Source organism: Nitrosospira sp. NRS527 (assembly GCF_018406445.1).
Lineage (GTDB): Bacteria > Pseudomonadota > Gammaproteobacteria > Burkholderiales > Nitrosomonadaceae > Nitrosospira > Nitrosospira briensis.
In genome coordinates, this window is record NZ_AP024515.1 from 1,946,009 (window position 1) to 1,969,823 (window position 23,815).

Annotated in this window: 17 protein-coding genes; 8 read left to right on the top strand and 9 right to left on the bottom strand. The window is 53.4% G+C overall.

Annotated features, from left to right (window positions below; translation table 11 throughout):
- Positions 1-97: 97 nt before the first annotated feature.
- Positions 98-2,062: an AAA family ATPase gene (locus KJS40_RS08715; RefSeq protein WP_213537158.1), complete on the bottom strand. Its 1,965-nt coding sequence runs from the start codon at positions 2,060-2,062 to the stop codon at positions 98-100.
- A 648-nt stretch (positions 2,063-2,710) separates the two neighbouring features.
- Here KJS40_RS08715 and KJS40_RS08725 point away from each other — a divergent pair.
- Together KJS40_RS08725 and KJS40_RS08730 are read left to right on the top strand one after the other, a co-directional pair.
- Positions 2,711-3,436, top strand: coding sequence for a hypothetical protein (locus tag KJS40_RS08725; RefSeq protein WP_213537160.1), 726 nt, complete (start codon positions 2,711-2,713; stop codon positions 3,434-3,436).
- 455 nt (positions 3,437-3,891) lie between these two features.
- On the top strand, positions 3,892-4,353 hold the full coding sequence (locus KJS40_RS08730) for a cupin domain-containing protein (RefSeq protein ID WP_213537161.1): 462 nt from the start codon (positions 3,892-3,894) through the stop codon (positions 4,351-4,353).
- Between the two features lie 38 nt (positions 4,354-4,391).
- On the opposite strand, the gene KJS40_RS08735 is transcribed toward KJS40_RS08730, so the two are convergent.
- Complete coding sequence (locus KJS40_RS08735; RefSeq protein WP_213537162.1) at positions 4,392-4,853, bottom strand: SRPBCC family protein; 462 nt, start codon at positions 4,851-4,853, stop codon at positions 4,392-4,394.
- Positions 4,854-5,539: 686 nt separating this feature from the next.
- On the opposite strand from KJS40_RS08735, the gene KJS40_RS08740 reads away from it, so the two are divergent.
- From KJS40_RS08740 to KJS40_RS08760, 5 genes are all read left to right on the top strand, one after another.
- Positions 5,540-6,799, top strand: coding sequence for an NADH:flavin oxidoreductase/NADH oxidase (locus KJS40_RS08740; protein WP_244859511.1), 1,260 nt, complete (start codon positions 5,540-5,542; stop codon positions 6,797-6,799).
- A gap of 129 nt (positions 6,800-6,928) precedes the next feature.
- Positions 6,929-7,375 carry a VOC family protein gene (locus KJS40_RS08745; protein WP_213537163.1) on the top strand — a complete coding sequence of 149 codons (447 nt, stop codon included), beginning with the start codon at positions 6,929-6,931 and terminating at the stop codon, positions 7,373-7,375.
- A 363-nt stretch (positions 7,376-7,738) separates the two neighbouring features.
- Positions 7,739-8,938: a cupin-like domain-containing protein gene (locus KJS40_RS08750; RefSeq protein ID WP_213537164.1), complete on the top strand. Its 1,200-nt coding sequence runs from the start codon at positions 7,739-7,741 to the stop codon at positions 8,936-8,938.
- A gap of 317 nt (positions 8,939-9,255) precedes the next feature.
- A complete protein-coding gene (locus tag KJS40_RS08755; RefSeq protein ID WP_213537165.1) occupies positions 9,256-11,949 on the top strand; it encodes an MMPL family transporter in 2,694 nt (897 codons plus the stop codon).
- 679 nt (positions 11,950-12,628) lie between these two features.
- Positions 12,629-13,267, top strand: a complete 639-nt coding sequence (locus tag KJS40_RS08760; RefSeq protein ID WP_213537166.1) for a pentapeptide repeat-containing protein — start codon at positions 12,629-12,631, stop codon at positions 13,265-13,267.
- A 72-nt stretch (positions 13,268-13,339) separates the two neighbouring features.
- Here KJS40_RS08760 and KJS40_RS08765 read toward each other — a convergent pair whose 3' ends face one another.
- The 4 genes from KJS40_RS08765 to KJS40_RS08780 form a co-directional block, all read right to left on the bottom strand.
- A complete protein-coding gene (locus KJS40_RS08765; RefSeq protein ID WP_213539784.1) occupies positions 13,340-15,721 on the bottom strand; it encodes a Tex family protein in 2,382 nt (793 codons plus the stop codon).
- A gap of 424 nt (positions 15,722-16,145) precedes the next feature.
- Positions 16,146-16,661, bottom strand: a complete 516-nt coding sequence (locus tag KJS40_RS08770; protein ID WP_244859512.1) for an NlpC/P60 family protein — start codon at positions 16,659-16,661, stop codon at positions 16,146-16,148.
- 478 nt (positions 16,662-17,139) lie between these two features.
- Positions 17,140-18,492: an N-succinylarginine dihydrolase gene (gene astB, locus KJS40_RS08775; RefSeq protein WP_213537167.1), complete on the bottom strand. Its 1,353-nt coding sequence runs from the start codon at positions 18,490-18,492 to the stop codon at positions 17,140-17,142.
- A 39-nt stretch (positions 18,493-18,531) separates the two neighbouring features.
- Positions 18,532-18,834, bottom strand: a complete 303-nt coding sequence (locus KJS40_RS08780; RefSeq protein ID WP_025040111.1) for a hypothetical protein — start codon at positions 18,832-18,834, stop codon at positions 18,532-18,534.
- Between the two features lie 325 nt (positions 18,835-19,159).
- Here KJS40_RS08780 and KJS40_RS08785 point away from each other — a divergent pair, with 325 nt between their 5' ends.
- Positions 19,160-19,918: a hypothetical protein gene (locus KJS40_RS08785; protein ID WP_213537168.1), complete on the top strand. Its 759-nt coding sequence runs from the start codon at positions 19,160-19,162 to the stop codon at positions 19,916-19,918.
- A 136-nt stretch (positions 19,919-20,054) separates the two neighbouring features.
- Here the strand turns inward: KJS40_RS08785 and KJS40_RS08790 are convergent, their stop codons facing one another.
- From KJS40_RS08790 to KJS40_RS08800, 3 genes are all read right to left on the bottom strand, one after another.
- On the bottom strand, positions 20,055-20,429 hold the full coding sequence (locus KJS40_RS08790) for a VOC family protein (protein WP_090960326.1): 375 nt from the start codon (positions 20,427-20,429) through the stop codon (positions 20,055-20,057).
- A gap of 158 nt (positions 20,430-20,587) precedes the next feature.
- Positions 20,588-22,372, bottom strand: coding sequence for an AarF/UbiB family protein (locus KJS40_RS08795; RefSeq protein ID WP_213537169.1), 1,785 nt, complete (start codon positions 22,370-22,372; stop codon positions 20,588-20,590).
- A 364-nt stretch (positions 22,373-22,736) separates the two neighbouring features.
- Complete coding sequence (locus tag KJS40_RS08800; protein WP_213537170.1) at positions 22,737-23,414, bottom strand: HNH endonuclease; 678 nt, start codon at positions 23,412-23,414, stop codon at positions 22,737-22,739.
- Between the last annotated feature and the right edge of the window lie 401 nt (positions 23,415-23,815).

Below are 23,815 nucleotides of genomic sequence, written 5' to 3' on the forward strand. Positions count from 1 at the left end.
TCCGAATGGGGAGGCGCTATATTGAGGCCTTCCGCTACCAGACCTGGGAAAGCCATCGGGCCGACCTTTTATGGAACGGCCGCCGATCGGCCTGTACCTATTCCGGCAACAGCGCATTCAACTCGGTGAATAATTTCTCAAACCGGGCAAGTGTGACCTTCAGGTCCGCGCCAAACAATTTCTTGATGATTTCGGATTGGTGCTCGGTGAAATAGACGGCGGGTGCGTAACGATCGAACTTTGGAATGACGCCGGGGACAACGTCCTGATGCGTACGGAAATGTTCTTCCGCGTACACGACAATACGCGCACCCGCACCAGCGGGAGGGGCAGGCAGGGCCTGCCTCCCCTTGAGGCCGTAACACGCATTCACGATCTCCACGTACAGCCCGGCACCGAGCATGTCTTCGACATCCGCCTCCTGCTGGCCTGCCGAGGCGCCCATCGTAAAAATATGGGCATCGCGCAAAGTATTCCATCGGCGCAGGTCTTCGACCCTCTCATGATCCGACGCAAAATCTGTCAGCACCGCAACGTGCAACCGATTACCGCCAAAAAAACTCATGAAAGCGCTAACTTTCTCGATACCGCCGGCCGGACAGATAGTCCAGCGCGGGTCGAGCGGTATGCGCTTGTGAGAACGCAACACCTCCGACATTGCCCGCAAAAAGAGAAGATCGGATGGTCTCGTCACCAGCAACGTATGTTCACCGACGAACAGCGATTGGGTCATCTCGTAACCCAGTGCGCTCTGCAACGGGAACAGCGTATCCGGGTCGGTGCTGAGCACATCGCTGCCGACTTTAGTACCTTGAACTTCCGGCTGCCCATCCTCATGATAAACAACCATATCCTCAACAGTGCGCACCGAGAGCAGGTTGTCGGACGGCACCATGAATGGCGAATGCGTCGTGTAGATGACTTGATGGTCGGGCGCAAGACGCTCCCGGAAGTAACGCAGAAGGTCGGCCTGCGCCTTGCCATGCAAGCTCAGTCCCGGCTCGTCCAGCAACAATATGATCTTTTCCTGGCGTCGCTTCATCTGTGAGAACAGTACAAGGAAGGAAAAAAACCAGACAAAACCCGTGCTGCGATCATCGAATGGAACCGTCACGTCATGAAGCTCATTCAGAATACGGGTCCGGAAGATGCGGCCGCTATTGAAGGGAGGCGGGTCGCCCGGCAGGGCGTGGTCCAGCCGGAAAATCACCTTGAGGAATTTATTCTGGCTCCAGTAACGGAACATTTCAGCGGAAATCTTGTTGGAGGCGCTTTCGAAGCGTGAAACCATGCTTTCGAAATCCTGGATGGAGGCAACTTGTGCAACCGTTGTGGAGGCCATTTTGCAGAGCGCAATGAACACCTGGTCAGCCGCCTCAAGCGTGTTGCCTGATTCCCTTTGCTGAATCTGCTCAAGGCTGACCTGACCTTGCATCCGTTGATACTGGGAGAACAGCATGAATTCCGGCAGGTCCAGCAGCTTTACAATAGCCTGGGAAACCGAGGTGTCGGGAAAATCAAGATCAATTTTCTGAATGCATTGCCATCTACCGGGCGACGATTCATGAAGCGATTCCGTTTTTGCCTTTAGTTCCGCCATTGTTTGAACTGAACCGATATGCGCTTTCTCGTCATCATGGAGACTGCTGCTATCAATGAAATGTTGAACGATGGCTGCTTCGTCGAACCTGACTGTCCAGCGGATTACATTGCCATAGTCCTTTCTCACCACGACTTCGTCGCTCTGCAGTGCTCCAGCGCCGAACGCATTTGCAATAGCCTGTTTTTCGGCAGGTTCGATCATCCACCATGTCGTGATTACATCCGCATCCTTGCCGCCGTGGCGTTCTTCATAGTCCGACAAGTGGCGTCGCGGGTAGTCTATTTGCCACTGGAAACCTGCATCCCGGAAGATAGGATTGAGTCGATAGAGTGCCGTCAACAGCGTTGTCTTGCCCGATTCATTCTTCCCCACCAGGCAGGTTATATGCTCATCGAGGCTGAACTCGCCGGAATCCTCGATACTTCGAAAATTCTGAATTCGTGCACGCACCAATTTCATGTAAGCTCCTCTACTCTAGCGACAATTGTAGACATATACACGCGGTTAGTCAGCAATGGATTTACGGTGCCATATTCGCACACGGACTCGGCAACCGAGCGATCAAAGTAATTTATGTGAATCCCGAGAAGCGGATTTGGCTGTTATCCGTGAAATTTCAGGTTGCCTGAAACGAAGGCACAGCAGGCGAATCAATCAAACTGATGAATATCGTAATGGGAACTTCTTCTAGACAACTCTCCAGATGCCCCAAACCACAATGTCACAAAACGCAGTTCGGGCCGCACAACTGGGATGATGAAGGCGCGACTACGATCCGCAAGAATTGCCATCGGTCGATGATTGAAAACGGTAAACTGCTGGTGGTCGAAATGGTAATTCCGGAAGGCAATGCACCCTCACTTGGCAGCTCCCCGATCTCGAAATGCTGGTGCTCTCTTCCTGCATTCCCATGAAATCGGCATACGATGTAATAGAAGGATGTACGCATCCAGCATAGTACGGTGGCGCGCCAGGTGCAAGGCAAAATGAGTAGATCAACTCCGTTGCAGTCGTTTACCATAAGCGGTCGTTTACCATAAGTTAGTTGTCATTTTTTAACAAACCGGTTTGGATTACCTTATCTATTATTTTCAAGGGAATTACATCATGCTAAAGAAACTGCTTGTTCATGCCGCCCTCGCCCTCACCGGACTGGCCCTGGCGTTCCCTGCGGCCGCGCATTACATCTGGATCGAACAGGACAAGTCGCACCATGCGCAACTTTATTTCGGGGAATACCAGGAACAGGAAAGGGAGACGAGCCCCGGTAGGCTTGATGAGATAAAAGGACCACGGGCCTGGGTGCTCGACGCGGGCGGAAAGCGGAACGAAATTAAGGTGGTACGAAAGGAGACCCACTTCGATCTTGGTGTGATTTCGGATCGTAATTCGCCGATCATCGCAGAAGAGCTTGCCTATGAAGTCAAGGATTGGACCAAGCACGGTATCGGTATCGTGAAACCGATGTTTTACACACGCCTCAGCCCGCTGCTGGGGCGCTCAGCCGCGAAACCAGAACTCGTGCTGGATATACTGCCGGAGAATGGATCACCTAAAGCATTCACCGTTTACTTCCGGAATGCACCGCTGGCAAAAGCCAAAGTCATGGTCTACGCCCCTAATTTCTGGATGCAGGAACACCCGACTGACGAAAACGGCAAGGTCAACATACCAACGCCCTGGCCTGGCCAGTACGTCCTGGAAGTCATCTACGTAGAAAAGCAGCCAGGAGAATTTCAAGGAAATAAATTTGAGGCGTTTCGTCATCGTGCGACGCTGACATTCGATATCCCGGCAGGACCCTATGAAAATAAGGCAAGTAACGATAAATAAAGATCACGAGCAGCCTGTCGGACTTGAAGAATCGCAGCGAAATATGAACCGGCCAGATGAGCAGAAACTGGATGGCGCAGCGGTGCTGTTGGTGAACTCATGGCGAGCTAGTACTTGAGTCCAATTGCTAACACCAATCAAGCTTGTAAGATATACGCTTGCTATCTGCGTACCTGCACTCACGCGCGGCAACTGCCATTCGCCGGTAACCATAGGCAGATGACGCGACATGCCTGGCTTTACAACAAAGAGAGCGAGTTTGCACGCACGTATATGAGCGCTCTCTAATGACGCGTTTTACAGGTGTGTTCGCCCTAGAGATTCCTGACATCCTTGCGAATAGTTGCTATATTGCGGTCTTTAGCGCAACGGAAACAGCCGACCAGGTTTTCGCTGTTTCCCCAGGACAGTTGCACGATTCGCATTCATAACGAATATTATCAATGGGAGCGACAATGAAGTTCGACTCAATCATGAGCCGGAAGCTCATGGGCCTGGAGCGCGTCATTAAAATATTTCTTGTCGCGGCATTTCTGAGCGTTGGCTATTTGGCCGGTGCTTCAGACGCGCAGGCCGGGGAAACATACGATGGGGTGACTCTCACGCCTGTCACGGCGGAAGTGCTTCCGAATGATCCTGGTCAGACACTGACAGCAGTCATCGTCAACTTGGCGCCTGACGCCAGAAGCGCCAGCCATCGCCATGCAGGTATCGTCTTTGTCTATGTGCTTGAAGGTATCGTTCGTTCACAGCTCGACAATGGCGAGCTGATAGAGTATCGCGCCGGTCAAAGCTGGAGCGAACCGCACGGGACCGTGCATTCATTCATGGAGAATCCCAGCAGGACGCTACCAGCGCGCCTACTCGCCACGATCATCGCGCCGACTGGCGCGCAACTGACCACCTACGACAAATAGCCCAGCCGCAATTGCCAGCGTCGATCCGCTTGTGCGGGCTATCCGGCATTGTCCGGTGTACCGCGCCGATTCTCCACACCAAACCCCACCGCGAGATCGCTGAGGAGTGACCGGTATACAAGGTTCATGTATTCGACCGCGTCGGTATTTATCGACTCCCAAGATGCGGACCACTCCGCAAACGTCGTGTTATCGGCCGTAACGGGTAGCAGGTGCAGATTTCCTACGTAATCGTGAATCTCTTTCGATGAGACTGGAGATGGCCCCTCATCCATGGAATACATAATGCGTTTTTCGATCGAGTCATAGGCGATCAGAGTATCCAGAAACACGCCGTTCAATAGCCGCCTTGCACCTACGCAATATCCATTGCCCTCGCCAACCTTCTCGCACGAACCAACGAGGGATGGCGCCCAGGAAAAGTCGTGGAAGTCGCGTATTCTCGACCATACTTGCTCTATCGGAGCAGGAACGATAATTGAATTGTAGATTTTTGGCATTTTCTTCCTGTTTTTTTGGGCTTCCCGGACGCCTGAATTAACCCGCATACCCGATTCTCGCTGTTTCGCAAGTCTATGAAGCTGACAAGAACCTGGGTCGACGGTTGCAACTTGAAAATGAACATATCTCGCTCCGTCAAAATGTAAAAAATAACCTGAAAACATCCTTGATGAAATCATTATATAGGAGCCAAAAAATTTGAAATAACCGTTCTTCCATAGTTCAAATATCATGCAATCCAAATATGCCGGTATTCTTTCTGCTAGGGCGTTATGATCGGCATGTTCCCGCCACCCTGGCCGAACAATTTTTCGCCAGGATCAAGGTACCCTTCAAGTGTCTCGTGTGGTTCGAGCAGTCGTCGCATAATCCTCCGTTCGAAGAGCCGGCGAAATTCAACCAGGTATTGATCGGACGGGTATTGCCTTTATCGGAACCGATTAGTAGTTTTGATGGGTTGCGCTGCGCTCCACCCATCCTACCAAACTACCAAAGTTCACACGTGTCAAACCGGGAATGGCGCATAGGCATATATTGCAATAATGATTCATTGAGCTACATTACGTTATTGCGCCCAGAAACAACGTCGGGGTGTAGATTTAACATACGGGGTCAACACGGGCGACCAGCCGAATCCACAAAGTTGCACAGATTCAACAGGTAATTTTTCAATAAAGGAAAAATCATGCCCTATTACGATCAGAGCAAACGTGACAAATCCGAAGATTCCTCGTCCGTAAGCGAAGCAGAAAGCCTTATGGCTACTGCCGCTTTGCGCCAGAGCACCGCTCCGCCCGCTCACAGAAGCGCCGGCCCAAGCGCCATCCAGACTCACTGCCAGAGCGAGCACGACCGCGAAGTCCCGGAGGTGGACCTGCTATCCCCGTTGACCATTCGCAGCGTTACCTTCCGCAACCGGATCGCAATGTCACCCATGTGCATGTATTCGGCGCAGGATGGTTTTGCCAATGATTTCCATCTGGTTCATCTTGGCAGTCGGGCGATAGGTGGCATGGGGCTTGTGATGGTGGAGGCTACGGCAGTTACCGCCGAAGGGCGCATTTCGCCGGGTGATATGGGAATTTGGAAAGATGATCATATCGAACCTTTGGCCCGGATCGCAAGGTTCGTTGAGGCACAAGGCGCGGTTTCCGGTATACAGCTCGCTCATGCCGGGCGCAAGGCCAGTTGCGACGCCCCATGGACCGGCGGAAACAGCCTGAAAACGGCTACCGAGGGTGGCTGGCCGGTTATCGGCCCCAGCTCCCTGCCCTTCGATGCAGGAGATCCGGTTCCGGCAGCCATGTCTGATGCGGATATCGAGCATTGCATCGACGGCTGGGAATCGGCGGCGCGACGTGCGCTTGAGGCGGGCTTCAAAGTGATCGAGCTGCACGCCGCTCACGGTTACCTGATGCATGAATTTCTGTCGCCTATCAGCAACCACCGCACGGATGAATATGGCGGCAGTCTGGAAAACCGCATGCGGCTGTTGCTGCGGGTTGCGGGACGGCTGCGCGAAGTTATCCCTCAGGAGCTGCCTTTTTTCGTACGCATCTCGGCAACCGACTGGGCTGATGGAGGCTGGGATATCGAGCAATCCGTCGTTCTTTGCAGAGAGCTCAAGGCGCTGGGGGCGGATCTGATTGATGTCTCATCCGGTGGAACGACGCCCGACGCGAAGATTCCTGTCGCGAGAGGTTACCAGGTTCCGTTTGCCGGCCGCATCCGCGACGAAGCGGAAATCCGGACCGGCGGCGTGGGCCTGATTACCGACTCGCAATATGCGGATGAAATCATTACCAGCGGCCAGGCGGATCTCGTCTTTATCGGGCGGGAATTGTTGCGGGAACCGTACTGGGCCATCAAGGCGCAACACGCCATGGGGGTGGAACCTGCCTGGCCGATCCCCTACGGCTATGCTGTCAAGCGGCGACCGAAATAAGCAGAGCGTATACAAATCAGGAGCCATCAATAAAGTTGGGCTCAATTGGAAGGGATGGCCCAGTCATGACCTAGGGCAGGCAAAAGGATTCCCGGCAATAAAACCCGTTAATCATCCGGAGGAAACAGCATGGACGAAAATACAAAACCACGCCTGGTCGGCATCAACCATATCGCGCTCGAGGTCGGAAATATCGATGAGGCGCTGGCCTTCTATGGCCGTATCTTCAGCTTCGAATTGCGCGGCCGCGGCCAGAGGTCGGCTTTCATCGACATGGGTGATCAGTTCATCGCATTAAGCGAAGGTCGAACGCAAGGTGCGGACGATGAAAGGCATTTCGGTCTCGTGGTCGATGATCGATCCCGGGTGCGTGAACTGGCAAAAGCAGCGGGTGCAAAAATTCTGGAAGGCGGCTTTCTGGATTTTCTCGACCCGTGGGGCAATCGCATTCAGGTGGTCGAATACCGCGATCTGCAATTCACGAAGACACCGGCGGTACTGAAATTCATGGGGCTGAACCTGGACAAAAGCGAAGAGGCAAAAACGGAGCTACGCAAAAAAGGAATCGAATCGTAAATCGTAAGAGCCGCGCAGTCTGCCTTACTGGCGCATTGCGCCAGCCAGTCCAGGCGGGTGGATAATCTTCATCACGAAAAAGCAGACTTGACGATTGCTGCCGCGTTGGCTAATGTGAAAGGGCGTGTCAGGCAGCATAAGACAGCGCTGTGGCATCGCATGGCTCCAGTATTGAAATTAGAATCGACTCCCGGCAACCTCTAACTCGGGAACCAATTCGCCGGCGGCAACCTTGATTTGTATCTTTCCGCCATTTCATCGACATACCGGAATCAGATTTAGCTGAACAAGTAACGAAGTTTTGCATGAATCAATTCTTGAGGTGAAATTAAACGTAGAGAAGCGAACCAAAGGAGGCATCCGATGGCGGGTACAGGCAAGACAAAAAAAGAAACGGCGCTGGCGTATACGAGAGACCTATTGGCCACACCACTTGCTGGAATAGCCACATTTCTATATGTCATGTGGCAATTGGTGGTGGAGCAGCAACTTTTCTTGCGCACATTTCTTATCGAGCGAATAGGCAAGCGCGGGGTGGCGAAACTGCCCTTGGGATACGGCAATGTGCTGGCGCTGAAGAGCATCATGTTGTGTCAGCACCTTTCCGCTAATCCTGATATGTTGCGAGACGTCCGTCGGCGTACGGAGCAGCGGATACTACGGCGATTGCAAAACCACGGGGTACCGCGCGGGCAAGTCCTGGCGATTCCCGAGTATGGGCCTGGGGAGATCGATCCGCACCGATTTTACCGTGAGCACGTCAAGCGATCCATTCCCTGCGTGCTGCGCGGATTTGTGGAGAATGCCTCCGCAGACTGGACACTCGCAAGGCTTGCGGAACGATTTCCAAACACCGTGGTGCAGGCTTTGGATAAGGGTACCAAGAAGATGGTCAATACGTCCCTGCGCCAGATCGCCGAGGATCGCCGCCGCAATTTCATCCCGCAACAACTGCTGCTCGACCAGAACCCGACTTTTTACGAATATTTTGGCATCCCACGGTCGCATGGATATTTTCCTGTCATGGGCCGGCCATCGAAACCCGTTCTGAGTTTTCTGATTCTCGGTCTGGGAGCGGGGTTGAATGCCAACTACCATTGTGAGGAAGGTCCGAATTGGTATATGGCCGTATCGGGGTCCAAACATTGGACATTGATCGAGTCCGAATACTCCTGGCTGTTGTACCCGGCAGCGCGTGGGAACGGCATGCGACGGTTTGCGGAATTCAGCGCCGATGAGCATGGCGAACCGAGTGATCGCGATACCTATGCGCTGACAGAATATGCACCGCGCTATGAGCTCGACCTGCATCCGGGCGATGTTTTGTTTTTTCCGCCATGGATGTGGCACAAGACAATCAATCTGGATGAAGAGGGTCTGGGCATTACCTGCCGGTATACCGCGCCGACGGAGATCTCCAACCGGTATTTCCGCGGCCTGCAACTGCTTTCGGGGGGGTTCTGGAAAAGCTGCATTGAAGTCATCAGCTGCAGCATACGCGGTAATATCGCCGATCTGGCCACCGACACGGCCCATAACGAGCAGGAATCCACGTTATACTGAAAAACCCGCCTCCAGATATGAATAGGGCGGCTTCGGTTACAGCTCTTGGTGAATCGAAATTGTTTCCGAGTCGCCCTGTCGCGAAGAACATTTCCGCAAACTGAAGGTACTCGGACAGGTTGCCGCATCGGGTAACGAGCGCTCGCGCGACGGTCTTACAGAATTCGGACATTACCGATGGAAGCGAACTTTTGGGTTTTGCGTTTGCGCTTGTGCGTCCGCTCACCTTATCGAATCGGGTGGCCCGTCTTCCACAAGGCTACCGTCAGATTAATCGAATCTCTACAACAAATTAATCAGGCCCGATCCGATCGATTATGCTGACAATCCGCAGTTATGCGTCGTGGGGAAACTGGACGCTGAGGCACCCTTTTACGGTACTGTCAATAGTGGTTGTGCTCGGTATTCTGGCCGGCTACTACACCGTCGACAATATACGCATCGATACTGATACCAGCAAGCTGATCGCGCCCGACGCACCTTTTCAGCAATACCGCCGTCTTCATGAGCAGGCTTTTTCCCAGGACTTGAGCACGCTGTTGCTGGTGGTCGAGTCGGAAACGCCTGAACTGACCAAATCCGCCAGTAGAAAACTGCTGGGCCTGCTCCGCAACAATACGGATCGCTTCAATTCGGCTTACATTCCCGATGACAGCGAATTTTTCCGCCAGAACGGCCTGCTTTACCTGGACACTGACGAGCTGCAGGCGCTGTCCAACAACCTGTCGATCGCCCAGCCGTTTATAGGCAGAATTACCCAGAAACCCGATCTGACTGGTTTTTTTTCTATTTTTGAGGATGCCCTGAAGGCCACAGATAAGGAGGCAACAGACAAGACCCAGGTTGTACCTATCGATTTAGCTTCGCTGGCCGACAAGATTGCATCTGTTTTGCATAAAACGATCAATGGGGGAAAAGCTTTGCTCTCCTGGGAATCATTGATCGCCGAGAAGAGAAGACATTCCAACAAGACGTTCATTATTGTCTCGCCCAAGCTCGATCACTCGCATATCCGTCCTGCTGAAAGTGCGATCAAGGCTATCCGCAAAGCCGCTGCGGATATTCAAGATCCCGATCTGCCGGCTGTCAAGGTTTGGGTGACGGGCGAAATCGGCCTTGAAGATGATGAGCTTGCAGGCATCAGCACCGGCACCTTTACCGCCAGCGTTTTCTCCGTTGTCGTGGTGTTATTTATTTTACTGGTTGCTTACCGATCTATCTTGCTTACGGTAGCCACGTTGCTGACGCTGACCTTGGGCATGGTTTTCTGCGGCGCATTCGCAACCATCGCCGTCACAGAATTAAACCTGATTTCAATCGCTTTTGCAGTATCCAATATCGGCTTGGGTGTGGAATATGCGATTCATTTCTGCTTACGCTATCGGGATAATTTGAATGATCATGCCGATAAAGAGCGGGCGCTACACGATACCATCATGACTGTGGGGCCGTCGCTGCTGCTGGCCGCCGGCACGACATCCATCGGGCTATATGCTTTTATGCCGACTGATTACAAAGGCGTCGCCGAGCTTGGCCTGCTGGCAGGAACCAGTCTGTTTATTTGCCTGCTGATCACGTTGGTTACGTTACCTGCGCTGTTAAAAATCCTGCCGACACCGAGAAAGTTCAGGTCGAAGGAAAGTCGGCCTCAGATCTCAACCCTGTCAAGGAACCTGGCGGCCATACCGATCCGTTATGCCAAACCGATCTCCGTTGCCACCTTCATCGTGGCCCTGATTTCCATCGTGTTGGCGCTTAATGTGAAAACTGATTTTAATCCGATCGATCTTCGCGACCCTGGTACCGAATCGGTTATCGCGTTCAAACAATTAATGGAAGACGAGGAAACCACGCCACTGACCTTGGATGTCCTGGTCAAAGATGGAAATAGCACCAAAATCCTGCAACAAAGGCTGTCGGCATTGGCTTCGGTTGGTAAAACCATTAGTCTTTTTGACCTTCAGCCCACGGACCAGGATGAAAAACTGGTCTTGATTGAAGACCTGGGGCTGATACTTGGCCCGCAAGTGCAGCATTTCCCACCGCTAAAAACCGATGTCGACCCAGCGCCCGGCATCATCCATCTGATAGAAACCATTGACAAAGTGCTGCCTCAAAAAGCTAATGTTCAGGATCGCGCGTCGCTGACACGCCTTAAAAAGGAATTGCAGGAAATTTTGATCCAGCTTGATGAACGGCAACAATCCAGCCGGACGATTTTCATTGAAAAAATCCAGACTGCGCTACTCGGCACCCTACCGCAGGTCATGAAAGAACTATCAGCCAGCCTGGAACCCGGAAAAATCAGCCTGAACGATCTGCCTCCCGACATCCGGGACCGATGGCTCAGCAGGGACGGTTTGTACCGTATCCAGATTTTTCCAAAAAAAGACCTGAATGATCTGGCCAATCTGAAAGAATTTATTACCGAGGTGCAATCTGTCGCACCGGAAACAACCGGTCTGCCCATAATATATTGGGAATCCATGAAGGTAGTGATCGACGCTTTTCAGCAGGCTATCGTGATTGCCCTGATCGCCATCACGCTGGTTTTGCTCGCTATCCGGCGCAATGTCATTGATACGATCCTGGTCATGGCAACGCTCATACTGGCCGGGCTCTTTACCATGGCAAGCGCGGTTCTCACCAATACTCCCATCAACTTTGCCAACATCATCGCCCTGCCGCTGTTATTGGGATTGGGGGTCGATAACGGCATTCACATGCTCGTAAGGCTACGCCATTCGCTTTTTGATTCTGATTCTGAAGAGCAGAATATCTATCAGTCCAGCACCGCCAGAGCCATATTCTATGGGGCTCTGACCACTTCATCCAGCTTTGGAGGATTGGCTTTCTCGCCGCATGCCGGTATCTCCAGCATGGGGTTGATCATTACCATAGGCATATTCTGGATCATGATCTGCACTTTTATCATCCTTCCCGCGCTTAGTAAGCTGATATTAAGGAAGGTAACCAGTGACGATGTACTGGATAAAACAGTCGCACCCTAGCCCTGCTCACCTGGAAAGCAACCGCCAGCAGGCTTACCCACAGACTCAGCCTCTTCGCATGATCCTGAATCCGGTTGACCGCTCATTTGTCAACTAAGTGCTATCACTGAGAGATGATAGTGGGTTACCGCACAGAACAGAAACGCCAGCAGTGCCACGCTTCATATCAGGATGTGTCAAAAAATATAATGAAAAGATCCACACCGCCGGCCTTACCAGGGACCACGACCTGTTTCTCAAGGGCTCAACGATGAAAAGGCAAGTGTACATTGCGATGGCGTCAGGGGGGCTCTCAGCATTGATGCTGACCGGTGGTTACAGCGATCGCAGAGTCGAAGATGAAGTCCGGTCCGTTGACTGATATCAGGCAAATAAAGTTGAACGGACAGCAAAGCTGGCCCAGTGCATATCCAACCGGACAACGACGCAACGCCCAACTGTATCAACGCAAGCCGCGCGGAAAACGATTCGAAATGCGCAACCGCCTGGGGTGAAGGGAAAGAAGAAGTGAGGACATCGGCATCGCGGGCGACTAGCATTGCGATGTCATTGGAGGCAGGCCGAACCGTAAGAACGTATAGCCCATGGTTGCGCTGTCTTCCGTGGGTGCCGGATGCAGGGAAATGTTGCCTCACTCCACGCAACGTCTGCTCAAAATTTTATCGAGATGGAGGAATCCATGATTTGCCGCCTGATTATACTTGCTGTTTTATTCACCGTACGCACAGTAGCGGCTGCGGAAATTAATGGTTGTACCATCACGTCAGCTACGCTTTGTACGGAAATGGATCTTAGCGGCGCGAACCTGCGCAATGCCGATCTCGCTCGAGCAGCGCTTCGCCAGTCCGATTTTACCGGCGCGGACATGCGGAGCGCGAATTTGTTCAATGCCGACATGGTGCTGGTCAATCTCAACAGCGCAAATCTCGGTGGGGCCATGCTGAACGAGGCGGATATGAGAAACGCTACCCTGATAGGCACCCGGCTCACTGGGGCGCGACTGAACGGCGCGAGTCTTAAAAGTGCCGATTTGACGGGAGCGGACTTTACCGGCGCAGAACTTAGAGGCGCAAATTTGAACGGTGCAAATCTCACCAGGGCGAAATTCAGCAATGCCGAGCTTCAACGGACGGACTTATCAGGTTCCGTAATGAACGGAGCAGACTTCCGCGGCGCCGACATGACCGGGGTAAACCTGAACAATGCAACGTTGCAGGGCGCCGATCTCACGGGAGCCACCCTCAATGATGTCGACTTTTCCAATGTGGACACGAGTGGCTGTAATGGATGCCCACGTGTGAAGAAAACCAGCCAATGACGTAAACGTAACCGGCGTTATGTGTGATACAGGGCGTATTCCGACGTTTTTCAGGTTTCAATGGGTATAACCCTATCTCTTCAGCTTCGCAAATGCTGCAGCCATAGCTGTATTTGCCAAGGGTTCCCGCTTCTGTTCATTTTTCTGCTCATTTTTGTGCGCACCTTTCTGCTGAGCCCGGGCTGAATTGTCTTTCGGCTTGCCTCCTTGCTCCCGCATGCCGTCGCGTCTGGCTGGTTGTGTCGCGTTATCCGTCAGGCGCATGGTCAGCGCAATCCGCTTGCGCTTTTCATCGATCTCCACCACCTTGACCTTGACGACCTGCCCTACCTTGACCACAGTATGCGGGTCTTTCACGAACTTGTCGGCAAGTGCGGAAATATGCACCAGCCCATCCTGATGCACGCCAACGTCGACGAACGCCCCGAACGCGGCAACATTGGTCACCACACCCTCCAGGATCATATCCGGGCGCAGGTCCTTCATTTCGTTCACGCCCTCTTTGAACGTCGCGGTAGTAAACTCCGGTCGGGGGTCGCGGCCCGGCTTTTCGAGTTCACCCAGAATATCGCTGATCGTGGGTATGCCGTATTTCTCATCCGTATACTTGGCCGGATTCAACGATTTCAGCAGTTCGCCATTACCGATGAGCGACTTGATGTCCTGCTTGAGGTCGGCAATGATCTTTTCCACGAGCGGATATGCCTCTGGATGCACGGCGGAGGCATCCAGCGGATTATCGCCATTCATGATGCGGAGAAAACCTGCCGCTTGTTCAAAGGTTTTGTCACCTAGGCGCGGCACGTTGCGCAAAGCCCCGCGCGTGGTGAATACGCCTTTCATATCGCGATACGCGACAATGCTTTGCGCCACGGTACTGTTAAGCCCGGAGACCCTTTCCAGAAGAAGCGATGAGGCCGTGTTGACATCCACGCCAACCGCGTTTACGCAGTCTTCGACCACTGCATCGAGCGAGCGCGCCAGTTGGGTTTGTGCGACATCGTGCTGATATTGGCCGACGCCGATGGATTTGGGATCGACCTTTACCAGTTCGGCCAACGGGTCCTGTAAACGGCGTGCAATGGATACCGCGCCGCGCAGCGATACGTCCATGTCGGGCAGTTCGCGCGAGGCGAATTCCGAAGCGGAATAGACCGATGCGCCCGCTTCCGACACGACGACCGAAGTGAGCTTGAGTTCCGGTCGCAGCTTGATCAGGTCTCTTGCCAGCTTGTCGGTTTCACGCGATGCCGTGCCATTACCGATGGAAATCAACGATATCTGATATTTTTCAGCCAGCTTTTCCAGTATACGAAGCGAGCCCTCCCAATCGTTCCTGGGCTGGTGGGGATAAATAACGGCGGTATCCATGACCTTGCCGGTCGCATCCACTACCGCGACCTTTACCCCGGTACGTACGCCGGGGTCGAGGCCCATCGTGACACGCGGCCCGGCAGGTGCGGCCAATAGCAGTGCTTTCAGATTACGCGCAAAGACATCGATCGCCTCGGCTTCGGCGCGCTTGCGCAGCGCGCCCATCAGTTCAGTTTCAAGATGGAGGAAACTTTTTACCCGCCAGGTCCAGCGTACCGTGTCGCTCAGCCATGCGTCAGCCGCGCGATTCTGGTTCCTGATACCAAACTGCATGGCAATGCGGGCTTCACAGGGATTATGCGGCGCATCCCATTTAGGCCTTTCCGCTTCAGAATCCAGCCGTAAGGCAACGTGCAGGATTTCTTCGCGGCGACCCCGGAACATAGCCAGAGCGCGATGCGAGGGGATGGTGTTGATCGCTTCGGAATAGTTGAAATAATCGGCGTACTTGGCGCCTGCCTCCTCCTTTCCCTTGACGATTCGGGACTCGACCATGCCATGCGCCAGCAGATATTCCCGCAGCCACTGGAGCAGCACCGCGTCTTCGGCAAACCGCTCCATGAGGATTTGCCGTGCGCCCTCGAGTGCTGCCTTGGTATCTTCCACACCGGGATTGTCGCCTTGCTCCGTAGCGAAAGCGGGCTTCAGGAATTTTCCGGCCTCTTCCTCGGGTTGCAGCATCGGATTGGCCAACAATGCATCCGCCAGCGGCTCAAGCCCGGCCTCCAGCGCGATTTGCGCCTTGGTGCGGCGCTTCTTCCGGAAAGGCAGGTAAAGATCTTCCAGCCGCGTCTTGTCTTCCGCCTGCATGATTGAAGCCAGCAAGGCCGGCGTCATCTTGCCCTGCTCTTCAATGGACGCGACGATAGCAGCGCGCCTGTCTTCCAACTCGCGGAGGTAGCCCAGCCGTTCTTCCAGCAACCGCAACTGGGTATCGGTCAGGCCGCCCGTGGCTTCCTTGCGATACCGTGAAATAAAGGGAACGGTCGCGCCTTCGTCCAGAAGGGTGATAGCAGCGGCAATCTGCGGTGGCTTGGCGACGAGTTCAAGGGACAGGCGTTGTTCGATGGATGGCAGCATAGCGGCGAAGCATACCATGCCTGTGCCAGGATGGAACTACCTGGCTGTCGATTCCCATGCGCCGGTATTATCGCCAGGTTCTCTAGTCATAAGGAAAACAGGGTGGTCGGATTATGCTTGACGACACAACCGAGAATGGTTCAAGGACAGGATATATCGGCTCGATCCCGTTCACGTAACATCACTTCTGTAGGATGGGTGGAGCAGAGCGCAACCCATCAGCATGCAAACACCAAATAAAACGAATGATGGGTTGCGCTTTGCTCCACCCATCCTACTAAACTGGCCAGCTAAAGCAGACGGGACTGGGTCCGGTTGTCGAAAGTCAAAAAAATGTCAGGCATAGCCTGACCTACAAAACCTGGAGAGATTTTTCCGGTAATCGACGTAATGATGTTGCTGACTCTTGTACAGTAATCTTATGTCACATTTCCAGCCGCTTCGCTTTCCAATAGGCCGATTTCCAGTAGGCGCTGTTCATACTTGAAATGGCGACACCCTGCCTGGTCGATGCATGCAGGAATCTGCCGCGTTCCAGATAGACCCCCACGTGCCTGAGCGATTTGCCCGTCTTGAAAAAGACCAGATCGCCCGTACGCAGCTCATCTTTATCGATATGCACTCCCAGCTCTACCAGCGAATCGGTTGATCTTGGCAGTACAATGCCCAGCTTCGATTTGAACGTTAAATGAACGAACCCCGAGCAGTCTATGCTGTCCCTGCTCAAGCCGCCGATCTGGTGCGGCGTGCCCTTCCATTCCTCATACTGGGCGTAGAGAATCGCTTTCAGCGATTTCGAATCGCTCAGGTTGATGTCCCTGGTTGCGCTCGTATCCATCTGCGGGTATGCCGCCCTTGCCATGCCTCTTTCAGGGATGTGAGTGCAACCCATGAGGGTCATGATTACGAACCAGCCGACGAACCAAAGTTTATTTTTCACAAGCGATCTCTCATCTGGAATAAGCTGTCCTTATCCAGCAAACGGAGGGGTAACGGTATTCAATCTGACGTATTTGGGTGCGTTTCGCCAGGAAGTTTACTGCCTGCAATCTTCTATCGCAATAAATCAGCAGAATCATTATGAGGCTGATTTCGCTTTTCAAGCGCATCAGACGAATTCTAATCCAGCATGGCTAGCTCAGCAATGAGAGATGTTCCGACGATTGCCAAAGGCGAAATGGCTCAGGCAGATAAGTAGATGCGGTCCTGCCCGACGGCATATTCAATTTTGTAGGATAGGTGAAGCAAAGCGCAACCCATCAAGGCAAAAACGATGGGTTACGGCTTGCCGCCTTCACCCATCCTGCTATTTCGTGAAACCCAGCGGAGATTGGATTAGCTCAAGTGTAGGGTAACCCGGCAATAAAACCGAAACTGCGACAGACCTGTCGCAAGGAACAAGCCTGATCGCCGCAATGCTACACCTTCTGAAAATCGTATATCGGCCCAAGCGACAAGATATGTGTAAGTTCATCGAGCGCAGTACGGCTCTCATGCAATAGCGCGGGATCTCCCAGATCATTCGGCGAAATGCGCTCGCGATAATGTTTCTCGATCCACGCCTTCAGCTCGTCGTAAAGACTCTGGTCGAGGATAGTGCGACTACCACTGGTGACAGCGTCGAATTGCGGTTCGGTAAGGACAACACGTAGCCGCAGGCAAGCTGGGCCGCCACCGTTTCTCATGCTCTGACGCAAATTCACGTATTCGATACGCGAGATAGGATTAGACGCGTCGCTGGCAATACGTTCGAGAAAAGTCCGTGCGGAGTCAGAATTCCGGCATTCGGAAGGCGCCAGAATCATCATTCCTCCACCGGGAAGACTGATCAACTGACTGTTGAACAGGTAAGTGCTTACTGCCTCGGCAAGCGGGAAATCCGATTCGCCGGCTCTTATGAAGTGAACCGGGCAACTGGAAAAATTGAATGCTTCAACCATGGCTTTTTCGGTTTCCCGCCAATCAAGGAATGCGGCTTCGTGATATAGCAGGACATTGCAATTTGACACCGCGACCACGTCATTGTGAAACGCGCCGGCGTCGATAGCCGCCGGGTTCTGCTGGACAAACAGCTGTCTTCCGGGCTTGATCCTGTGAAGCCTGGATATCGCCTCACACGCTTCCGATGATTGGCGCGCGGGAAACTTCAGCGGTTGCGGCGCATCACGCCTTGCAGATCGGCCGAATACGAAAACCTCCAGCCCGGGCTCACCGTGATCCGAACACAACCGCATATGGTTGGCCGCGCCTTCATCTGCGCAATACAGGTTCGGTGGGAGTGGGTTATGATGCTCGAAAAACCGCTCATCGCTGAAGACCCGTTTCAGGATTACCGATGTGGCTGCCGCCTCGATGCTCCGGTGGAATTGAGAGGGCAAATTAGCCGGCGTGATGTGGACCTTGGCGTCTTCCGTATCCGCGCTCGGGGAAACCGTGGCAGCATTCGCCACCCACATGCTCGATGCCGAGCAGCACGCCCGCAGCAATCCCGGCGCCACCGCAGCGGCTTGGCGGATAACCGAAGCATCATTACCCGAAAAACCCAATTTCCTCAACGGGCCGACTGCCGGGCGATCTTGCGGAGGCAATACGCCTTGCCGTATTCCCAAATCGGCGAGGCGCTTCATTTTCTCTAGCCCTTGAAGCGCCGCTTGCCTTGGATTGGATTCGGTCAGCGCGTTCTCTGCCGCGGCAATGTTACCTGTAGCCAATCCGCTGTAATTATGCGTTAAGCCCACCAGACCATCGAAATTGACTTCGGATGCCCTCATGCATGCAGACCAACGGGACGATTATGCGTTACGGGAGATTTATCCCTGCGATGGCTCATGACCATGGGTTTTACCTGGAAAGAGAGTTGCGTTGGCGGCTGCGTTTTCGAGCCGACGGGCCTTTTTCTCCAATCCGCCAATCACCAGTTTCTGGATGCGCTTATGGGGAAGCGCCTCGCCCGCCGCCCAGCGCGAAACCGTTGACGGCGCAAATTCGAATTCATCTGCGATAGCGCGCTGCGAGAACCCCACGATGTCGCCGTGCTGGACCAGCCATGAGAATTCCTCGGGGTCACCCGTCCACTTCGCGCAAATCCACCGGTACTGCTCTATGGTAACCATGATCTTATCTCATTTCCATTCAAGCATATCTCTCTCAGCAATATAGTTGAATAATGCAATTATTTATATTCCAATCCTATTTTAATGTCAACGTAGTATATCGAAAAATGCAATTGCGTATAAAGACCGACAACTAAGCATATGCCATCGGAAGAAATTTCATTGGATTGATCCTTGCCTTGGTGCCCTTATATAGCGCAGCTCATCAAGGAACGAAGAGGTTATTCAGATGTCCTACGCATCTGAATCCGCATGCGGGGGTTGCAACGGCGAAATAGCAACAGTAATCATGTGAGACACAGCAGCGCGACAGGAGGGCAATACAGTGACGATAATCCATGCGGTTATCCGCGCGGCGGGTCTTGGTGATGTTGGGCACATATTGGCGGAGTATCGCGAAGCGATTAAAAATCTGCCGCTGGAAGAATCGGCTAACCTCCTGTCGCGCCCCTACGATGAATTCAAGGCAGCCGTTGAAAACGGGCTATTTTTTGTTATAGAGAACGCCGTCGGCAATTTCATGGCTGGCGCAGGCGTATTCGATCTTGCAAACCCAACCGAGAAAGAACTGGGGATGTGCTACGTGAAAAAAGAGTGGAGAGGCTTCGGATTGCAAACGCTTCTTTTACAAGTCAGGGTTTGCGCCGCGACGCTCGGTCAAGTTCCTGAGAAAAACGGGAGTCACAGCACGAACAAAAACTATGCAGCGTTAATTGCTGGCGTCAAACCGGCAAATGCGCACTCGGCCGCAAACACGACAGAACTCGGATTTGAACCGCTCGCCGTACCCTCGGCTGCGCTGTTCGCCGCATGCACATCCTGCCGAACTCCGCCAGCTTCGAGTTCAGGAAGGAAATGCTGTTGTGATTTCTTCTATCTTTCCGATGACAGGCGAGCTGAAGCCATAGAGAAAAGCTTGCAAATGGAAAGCTGGAGCAGGACAAGGAACGGCAATCAGCTCATCGTCATATTGAAAATTCGCCATTTACAGGATCCGGACTTCCGAAACGCGTTGCAGGATATTGTGCATGAGCTACGGCATGAGATAGCCGACGAAGGGGTGTCGATGGCCGGCCATCAATAAATACTGCCAGGGCTCGTCGCTTCTATACGATGACCTTGAGGGTACACTTGCGAGCGACGATCGGCAAAGTGTACGGCGACCGATTAGCATAGCGCATTGCCTCGTATGGAAGCGGAAGCGCCTTCAATCCTTCTGATCACATCGCGTAATCAACGGTGAGCATCTCCAGGAGGTGGCCGCTGGGATCACGGAAATAAACGCCGCGCCCGCCATCATTGTGATTGATGCTCATGTTTTCCGGCTCAAAGGGACCACTGCCATACTTGATATTCTCGGCTTTGATGCGTCCGAATATCTCGTCGAATTCCTGCTCGCTAACCTTGAATGCATAATGGTGAGATTCGAATTTCTCCCTGTTATCGAAATCCAGGGATAACGTATCGTTCACCTTCACAACAACGAAGTGCGAGAACTCGCCAAAATAGTCGAAACCGAATATTCTCGAATAGAACCTCGCCGACTCAGTCTTGTTATGCGACGGCACAATGGTATGGTTAAGCGTGATTGTCATTTGTAAGACCCCCATCCAATAGGCGATGCCAAAACCTCACCTTATCCGCATCCGTTGCGGGTATCAAGCAAGCCTCAGAACATATTCCATGCATGCAGGGATCAGATTGAGCTTGTATAGCAGGCCAACTCCTGCCGAATGTGAGAATTCGAAAAGCCTCAGGGCCTTCTCTCCCGATCCGCCTTGTTGCTGCGCGAAATGGAAAACAGCAACCAGATTCCGCCGACCGACGCGAACAGGTAGCCGAGCAGTCCGAAGAAGGGCAACCCCAACAACGTCGGACCACCTGATACAGTCATGACGATGGACGAACCGACGATGATCGCCGCCACGACGATACCGACCGTGAGCCGGCTGGCGGCGCCGTCCAGCTGGGCGCCCAGATGCTTGAGAGGCAAAACGTCAACCTGGATATCCAGTTTGCCGCGGCGCGCGGTGCGCAGCAGTCGGGAAAGCTCTCGAGGCATATCCGCTATCAGGCTAGCTATCTGCGCGGCCGTCCGCATGCTCCGTTTCGCCACTGCCGATGGAGCGTAGTGGGCACTTATCGCGTCGCGAAGAACGGGCAGCGCTTCGCTGGCCATATCCAGATCCGGATCGAGCTCGCGCCCCATGCCTTCGAGCGTAATGAAGGCCTTGACGAAGAGTGCCAGATCCGGCGGTAGATGAAGCTGATGCCCCCGCAGGATGCCCACCAGATCGGACAGCATGAAGCCAAGCCTGAGCTGCTTCAATGGCACGCCGAGGTATTGATCTACAAACGCTTGAATTTCGGCTGTCAGCGTTTTTTCATTGACCTCTCCGTCTACTGCCCAGTCGAGCAGCACATCGGCGACTTGCGCGGGCTCATGCTGCACCAGACCCAGCAAAAGCTGGATCAACTGGCCCCTTCGATCCTCCGTAAGCCTCCCAGTCATGCCGAAGTCGATCAGAGCGAGGCGATTGCCCGGTAAATAAAACACGTTGCCCGGATGCGGGTCGGCGTGGAACAACCCATCCAGGACAATCATCTTTACCACTGCGGCGACACCACGCCGGGCAAGAATCTTTCGGTCAAGGCCGGCACGATCGACAGCGGCGAGATCACGGCCGGGTATGCCTTCGATGTAATCCTGCACGCACACTCGCTCACCCGTCCATTGCCAATAGACTTTGGGAATAACAACGATGGGAAGCGGAGGATGGAGCCCAGCCAAGGCTTCCGTAGCAGCGTACTCGTCCGGGAGACCGTCATCGCGCGGGTGACCAGGCCCGGTGTAGTCCACGAAATTGGACGCGATGCGCTCTGCGCTACGACACTCAGCCGCGAAATCAAGCTCTGCCCGGAGGGATTGGGTGAATTGCCGGACAATCTCCTGCCCGCGAAAATGGCGCAACTCGGAGTTCCCCGTTTCGATCAATTCGGCCAGCCTAGAGAGCCAGCGCAGGTCAGCCTCGATGACCGCCCGGATGCCGGGCCGGCGCACCTTCACTATCACCTCACTGCCATCTTCCAAGCGGGCACGGTGCACTTGCGCAATCGACCCCGTTGCCAATGGCTGTGGATCGAACGCGACAAATACCTCCTCGGGCGCGGCGCCAAGGTCTTCGGTAAGCTGCCGATGAACCTCTGGATAAGGAGAGGCGGGCGAGCTGTCCTGCAACTTGCTGAATTCGGCGATCCACTCGGGATCGAAGAGATCGACACGGGTCGCGAGAATCTGGCCCAGTTTGACGAAAGTGGGCCCCATCTCCTCCAGCGCCCGGCGCACGCGAGCATGGGGTTCGAGCTGAGCCAATTCACTCGCTTCGTTCCAGCGCAATACGCGGCCGGTGCGCTCCAGCGCATTGGCAAGCCCCAATCGCCGCACCATATCCCCGAAGCCGTAACGGATGAGTATAGATGCGATCTCGTGCAAACGTCCGAGATCCCGTGCCGCCATTATTGCTTGCCAAAAAAGCATCAGCGATCCTTCCAATACATTTGTTTCATATATTTACCATAGTCTCATAAAGGTTATTTCATTTTACTGAGTATTGGTAGCCTCACTGCTGGTGATACACGCAGGATGGGTGGAGCAAAGCGCGGCCTATCATTTCATCCGCTTATCCTATCCCTTGAATTAGCCGCTAAGCCGAATGGTAAATAATCGTACCTATATTTCTTCTGGTGCTGCCCAGCATCTTGATGGGATGCGCTCCAATCCATCCGCCCTGCATCAGCCATGCCGGTGCATTCATCTATCATATATTGATATGTTGTATTAATATTATTCAGCAAACATTTTTGCGGCACGGCAAAAACACGAATTACTCCTCTTTACCGGCCTAGTCTCGCAACAGCCTGGCGACGTTATCGTACAGCCACGCCGTGAGTGCCTGAGCGTTTGCGCCGTGATGTATTTCACGATGACAATTGGGACAGAGCGCAACCGCATTCGATACCGTATCCGCTCCACCCTCCGCCAGTTGCCGAACATAATGCAATTCCAGGTAAGGCAAACCGTCGGCACCATTAAACGGAGCAGGTTGCTCGCAGCATTCGCAAATTTCCCCTGCTTGCCGTAAAACCCAGGCCTTGACTGCGGTATCCCGCTGAAATTGCGTGATCGCGATACGTCTGGCCTTCGGGCTGGGATTACCATTCGGCTTGGAGAAATTTTTTTGCCGGACTCCTTCTCGCACAGTGATCTCGAAGGCAGCGACGGCCACCAACTTTTGACCGTCGAGTTGGGTAAATAATTTTTCGATCCGGTCCGCAACGTCAGCATCGACATTTTTTGCAGGCTTGAGGCCGGTCAACCAGCTGCGCCCCATGAGCGAGAGGATGTATGAAATGTTTTGCATCCGGTGTTCGAATGCTTTTTCACTACGGCCGAACCTCTGCGCCAGCTTCCTATAGTACTGTTTCTTTGCGATAGGCTGGCCTGCACGCTCCTTGCGCTGCATTTCGACATAGCATTCAACTGACGCCGTCAGTTCTTCGTGGCTCCAACCGTCACTCATGCACGTACGTATTGAACATAATAATATCTTTACTGGTTTACAGGTCGGCGCTTCAGCGCTTCTTGCTGCGCTACGCAAATGTACACTGACCAGGCAGGTATCGGTAAATTCCCGGGTTTTAAAAATTGCGGCCCAGGAGAGTTATGCTGATGCTATGCCGGTGCTCGGGCGTCTCTATGCCGGTGCTTGGACGATCAATCGTATCAATCGACCGATATCTTACACAACTTGGCACACATGAGAACGCCCCGCGGTCCTTCGATACCCATCACTTGCTTATCCTGTGTCTAATACTGGCCTGGCATTTCGCCACAAATGCTTTCCGCGTCGCCATTCATTTACCGATGTGTCTGTGCAAATTACCTCTGCAAAAAGTGCGGCACCGCACAGAACCGGGCAGC

What these genes read in the sequence shown, in the direction of transcription:
- KJS40_RS08730 (WP_213537161.1), top strand. Translation starts at nt 3,892, where the DNA reads ATGAAGTTCGACTCAATCATGAGCCGGAAGCTCATGGGCCTGGAGCGC.
- astB (WP_213537167.1), bottom strand. Translation starts at nt 18,492, where the DNA reads ATGAGGGCATCCGAAGTCAATTTCGATGGTCTGGTGGGCTTAACGCAT.
- KJS40_RS08735 (WP_213537162.1), bottom strand. Translation starts at nt 4,853, where the DNA reads ATGCCAAAAATCTACAATTCAATTATCGTTCCTGCTCCGATAGAGCAA.
- KJS40_RS08780 (WP_025040111.1), bottom strand. Translation starts at nt 18,834, where the DNA reads ATGGTTACCATAGAGCAGTACCGGTGGATTTGCGCGAAGTGGACGGGT.
- KJS40_RS08755 (WP_213537165.1), top strand. Translation starts at nt 9,256, where the DNA reads ATGCTGACAATCCGCAGTTATGCGTCGTGGGGAAACTGGACGCTGAGG.
- KJS40_RS08790 (WP_090960326.1), bottom strand. Translation starts at nt 20,429, where the DNA reads ATGACAATCACGCTTAACCATACCATTGTGCCGTCGCATAACAAGACT.
- KJS40_RS08745 (WP_213537163.1), top strand. Translation starts at nt 6,929, where the DNA reads ATGGACGAAAATACAAAACCACGCCTGGTCGGCATCAACCATATCGCG.
- KJS40_RS08725 (WP_213537160.1), top strand. Translation starts at nt 2,711, where the DNA reads ATGCTAAAGAAACTGCTTGTTCATGCCGCCCTCGCCCTCACCGGACTG.
- KJS40_RS08795 (WP_213537169.1), bottom strand. Translation starts at nt 22,372, where the DNA reads ATGCTTTTTTGGCAAGCAATAATGGCGGCACGGGATCTCGGACGTTTG.
- KJS40_RS08750 (WP_213537164.1), top strand. Translation starts at nt 7,739, where the DNA reads ATGGCGGGTACAGGCAAGACAAAAAAAGAAACGGCGCTGGCGTATACG.
- KJS40_RS08800 (WP_213537170.1), bottom strand. Translation starts at nt 23,414, where the DNA reads ATGAGTGACGGTTGGAGCCACGAAGAACTGACGGCGTCAGTTGAATGC.
- KJS40_RS08740 (WP_244859511.1), top strand. Translation starts at nt 5,540, where the DNA reads ATGCCCTATTACGATCAGAGCAAACGTGACAAATCCGAAGATTCCTCG.
- KJS40_RS08760 (WP_213537166.1), top strand. Translation starts at nt 12,629, where the DNA reads ATGATTTGCCGCCTGATTATACTTGCTGTTTTATTCACCGTACGCACA.
- KJS40_RS08715 (WP_213537158.1), bottom strand. Translation starts at nt 2,062, where the DNA reads ATGAAATTGGTGCGTGCACGAATTCAGAATTTTCGAAGTATCGAGGAT.
- KJS40_RS08765 (WP_213539784.1), bottom strand. Translation starts at nt 15,721, where the DNA reads ATGCTGCCATCCATCGAACAACGCCTGTCCCTTGAACTCGTCGCCAAG.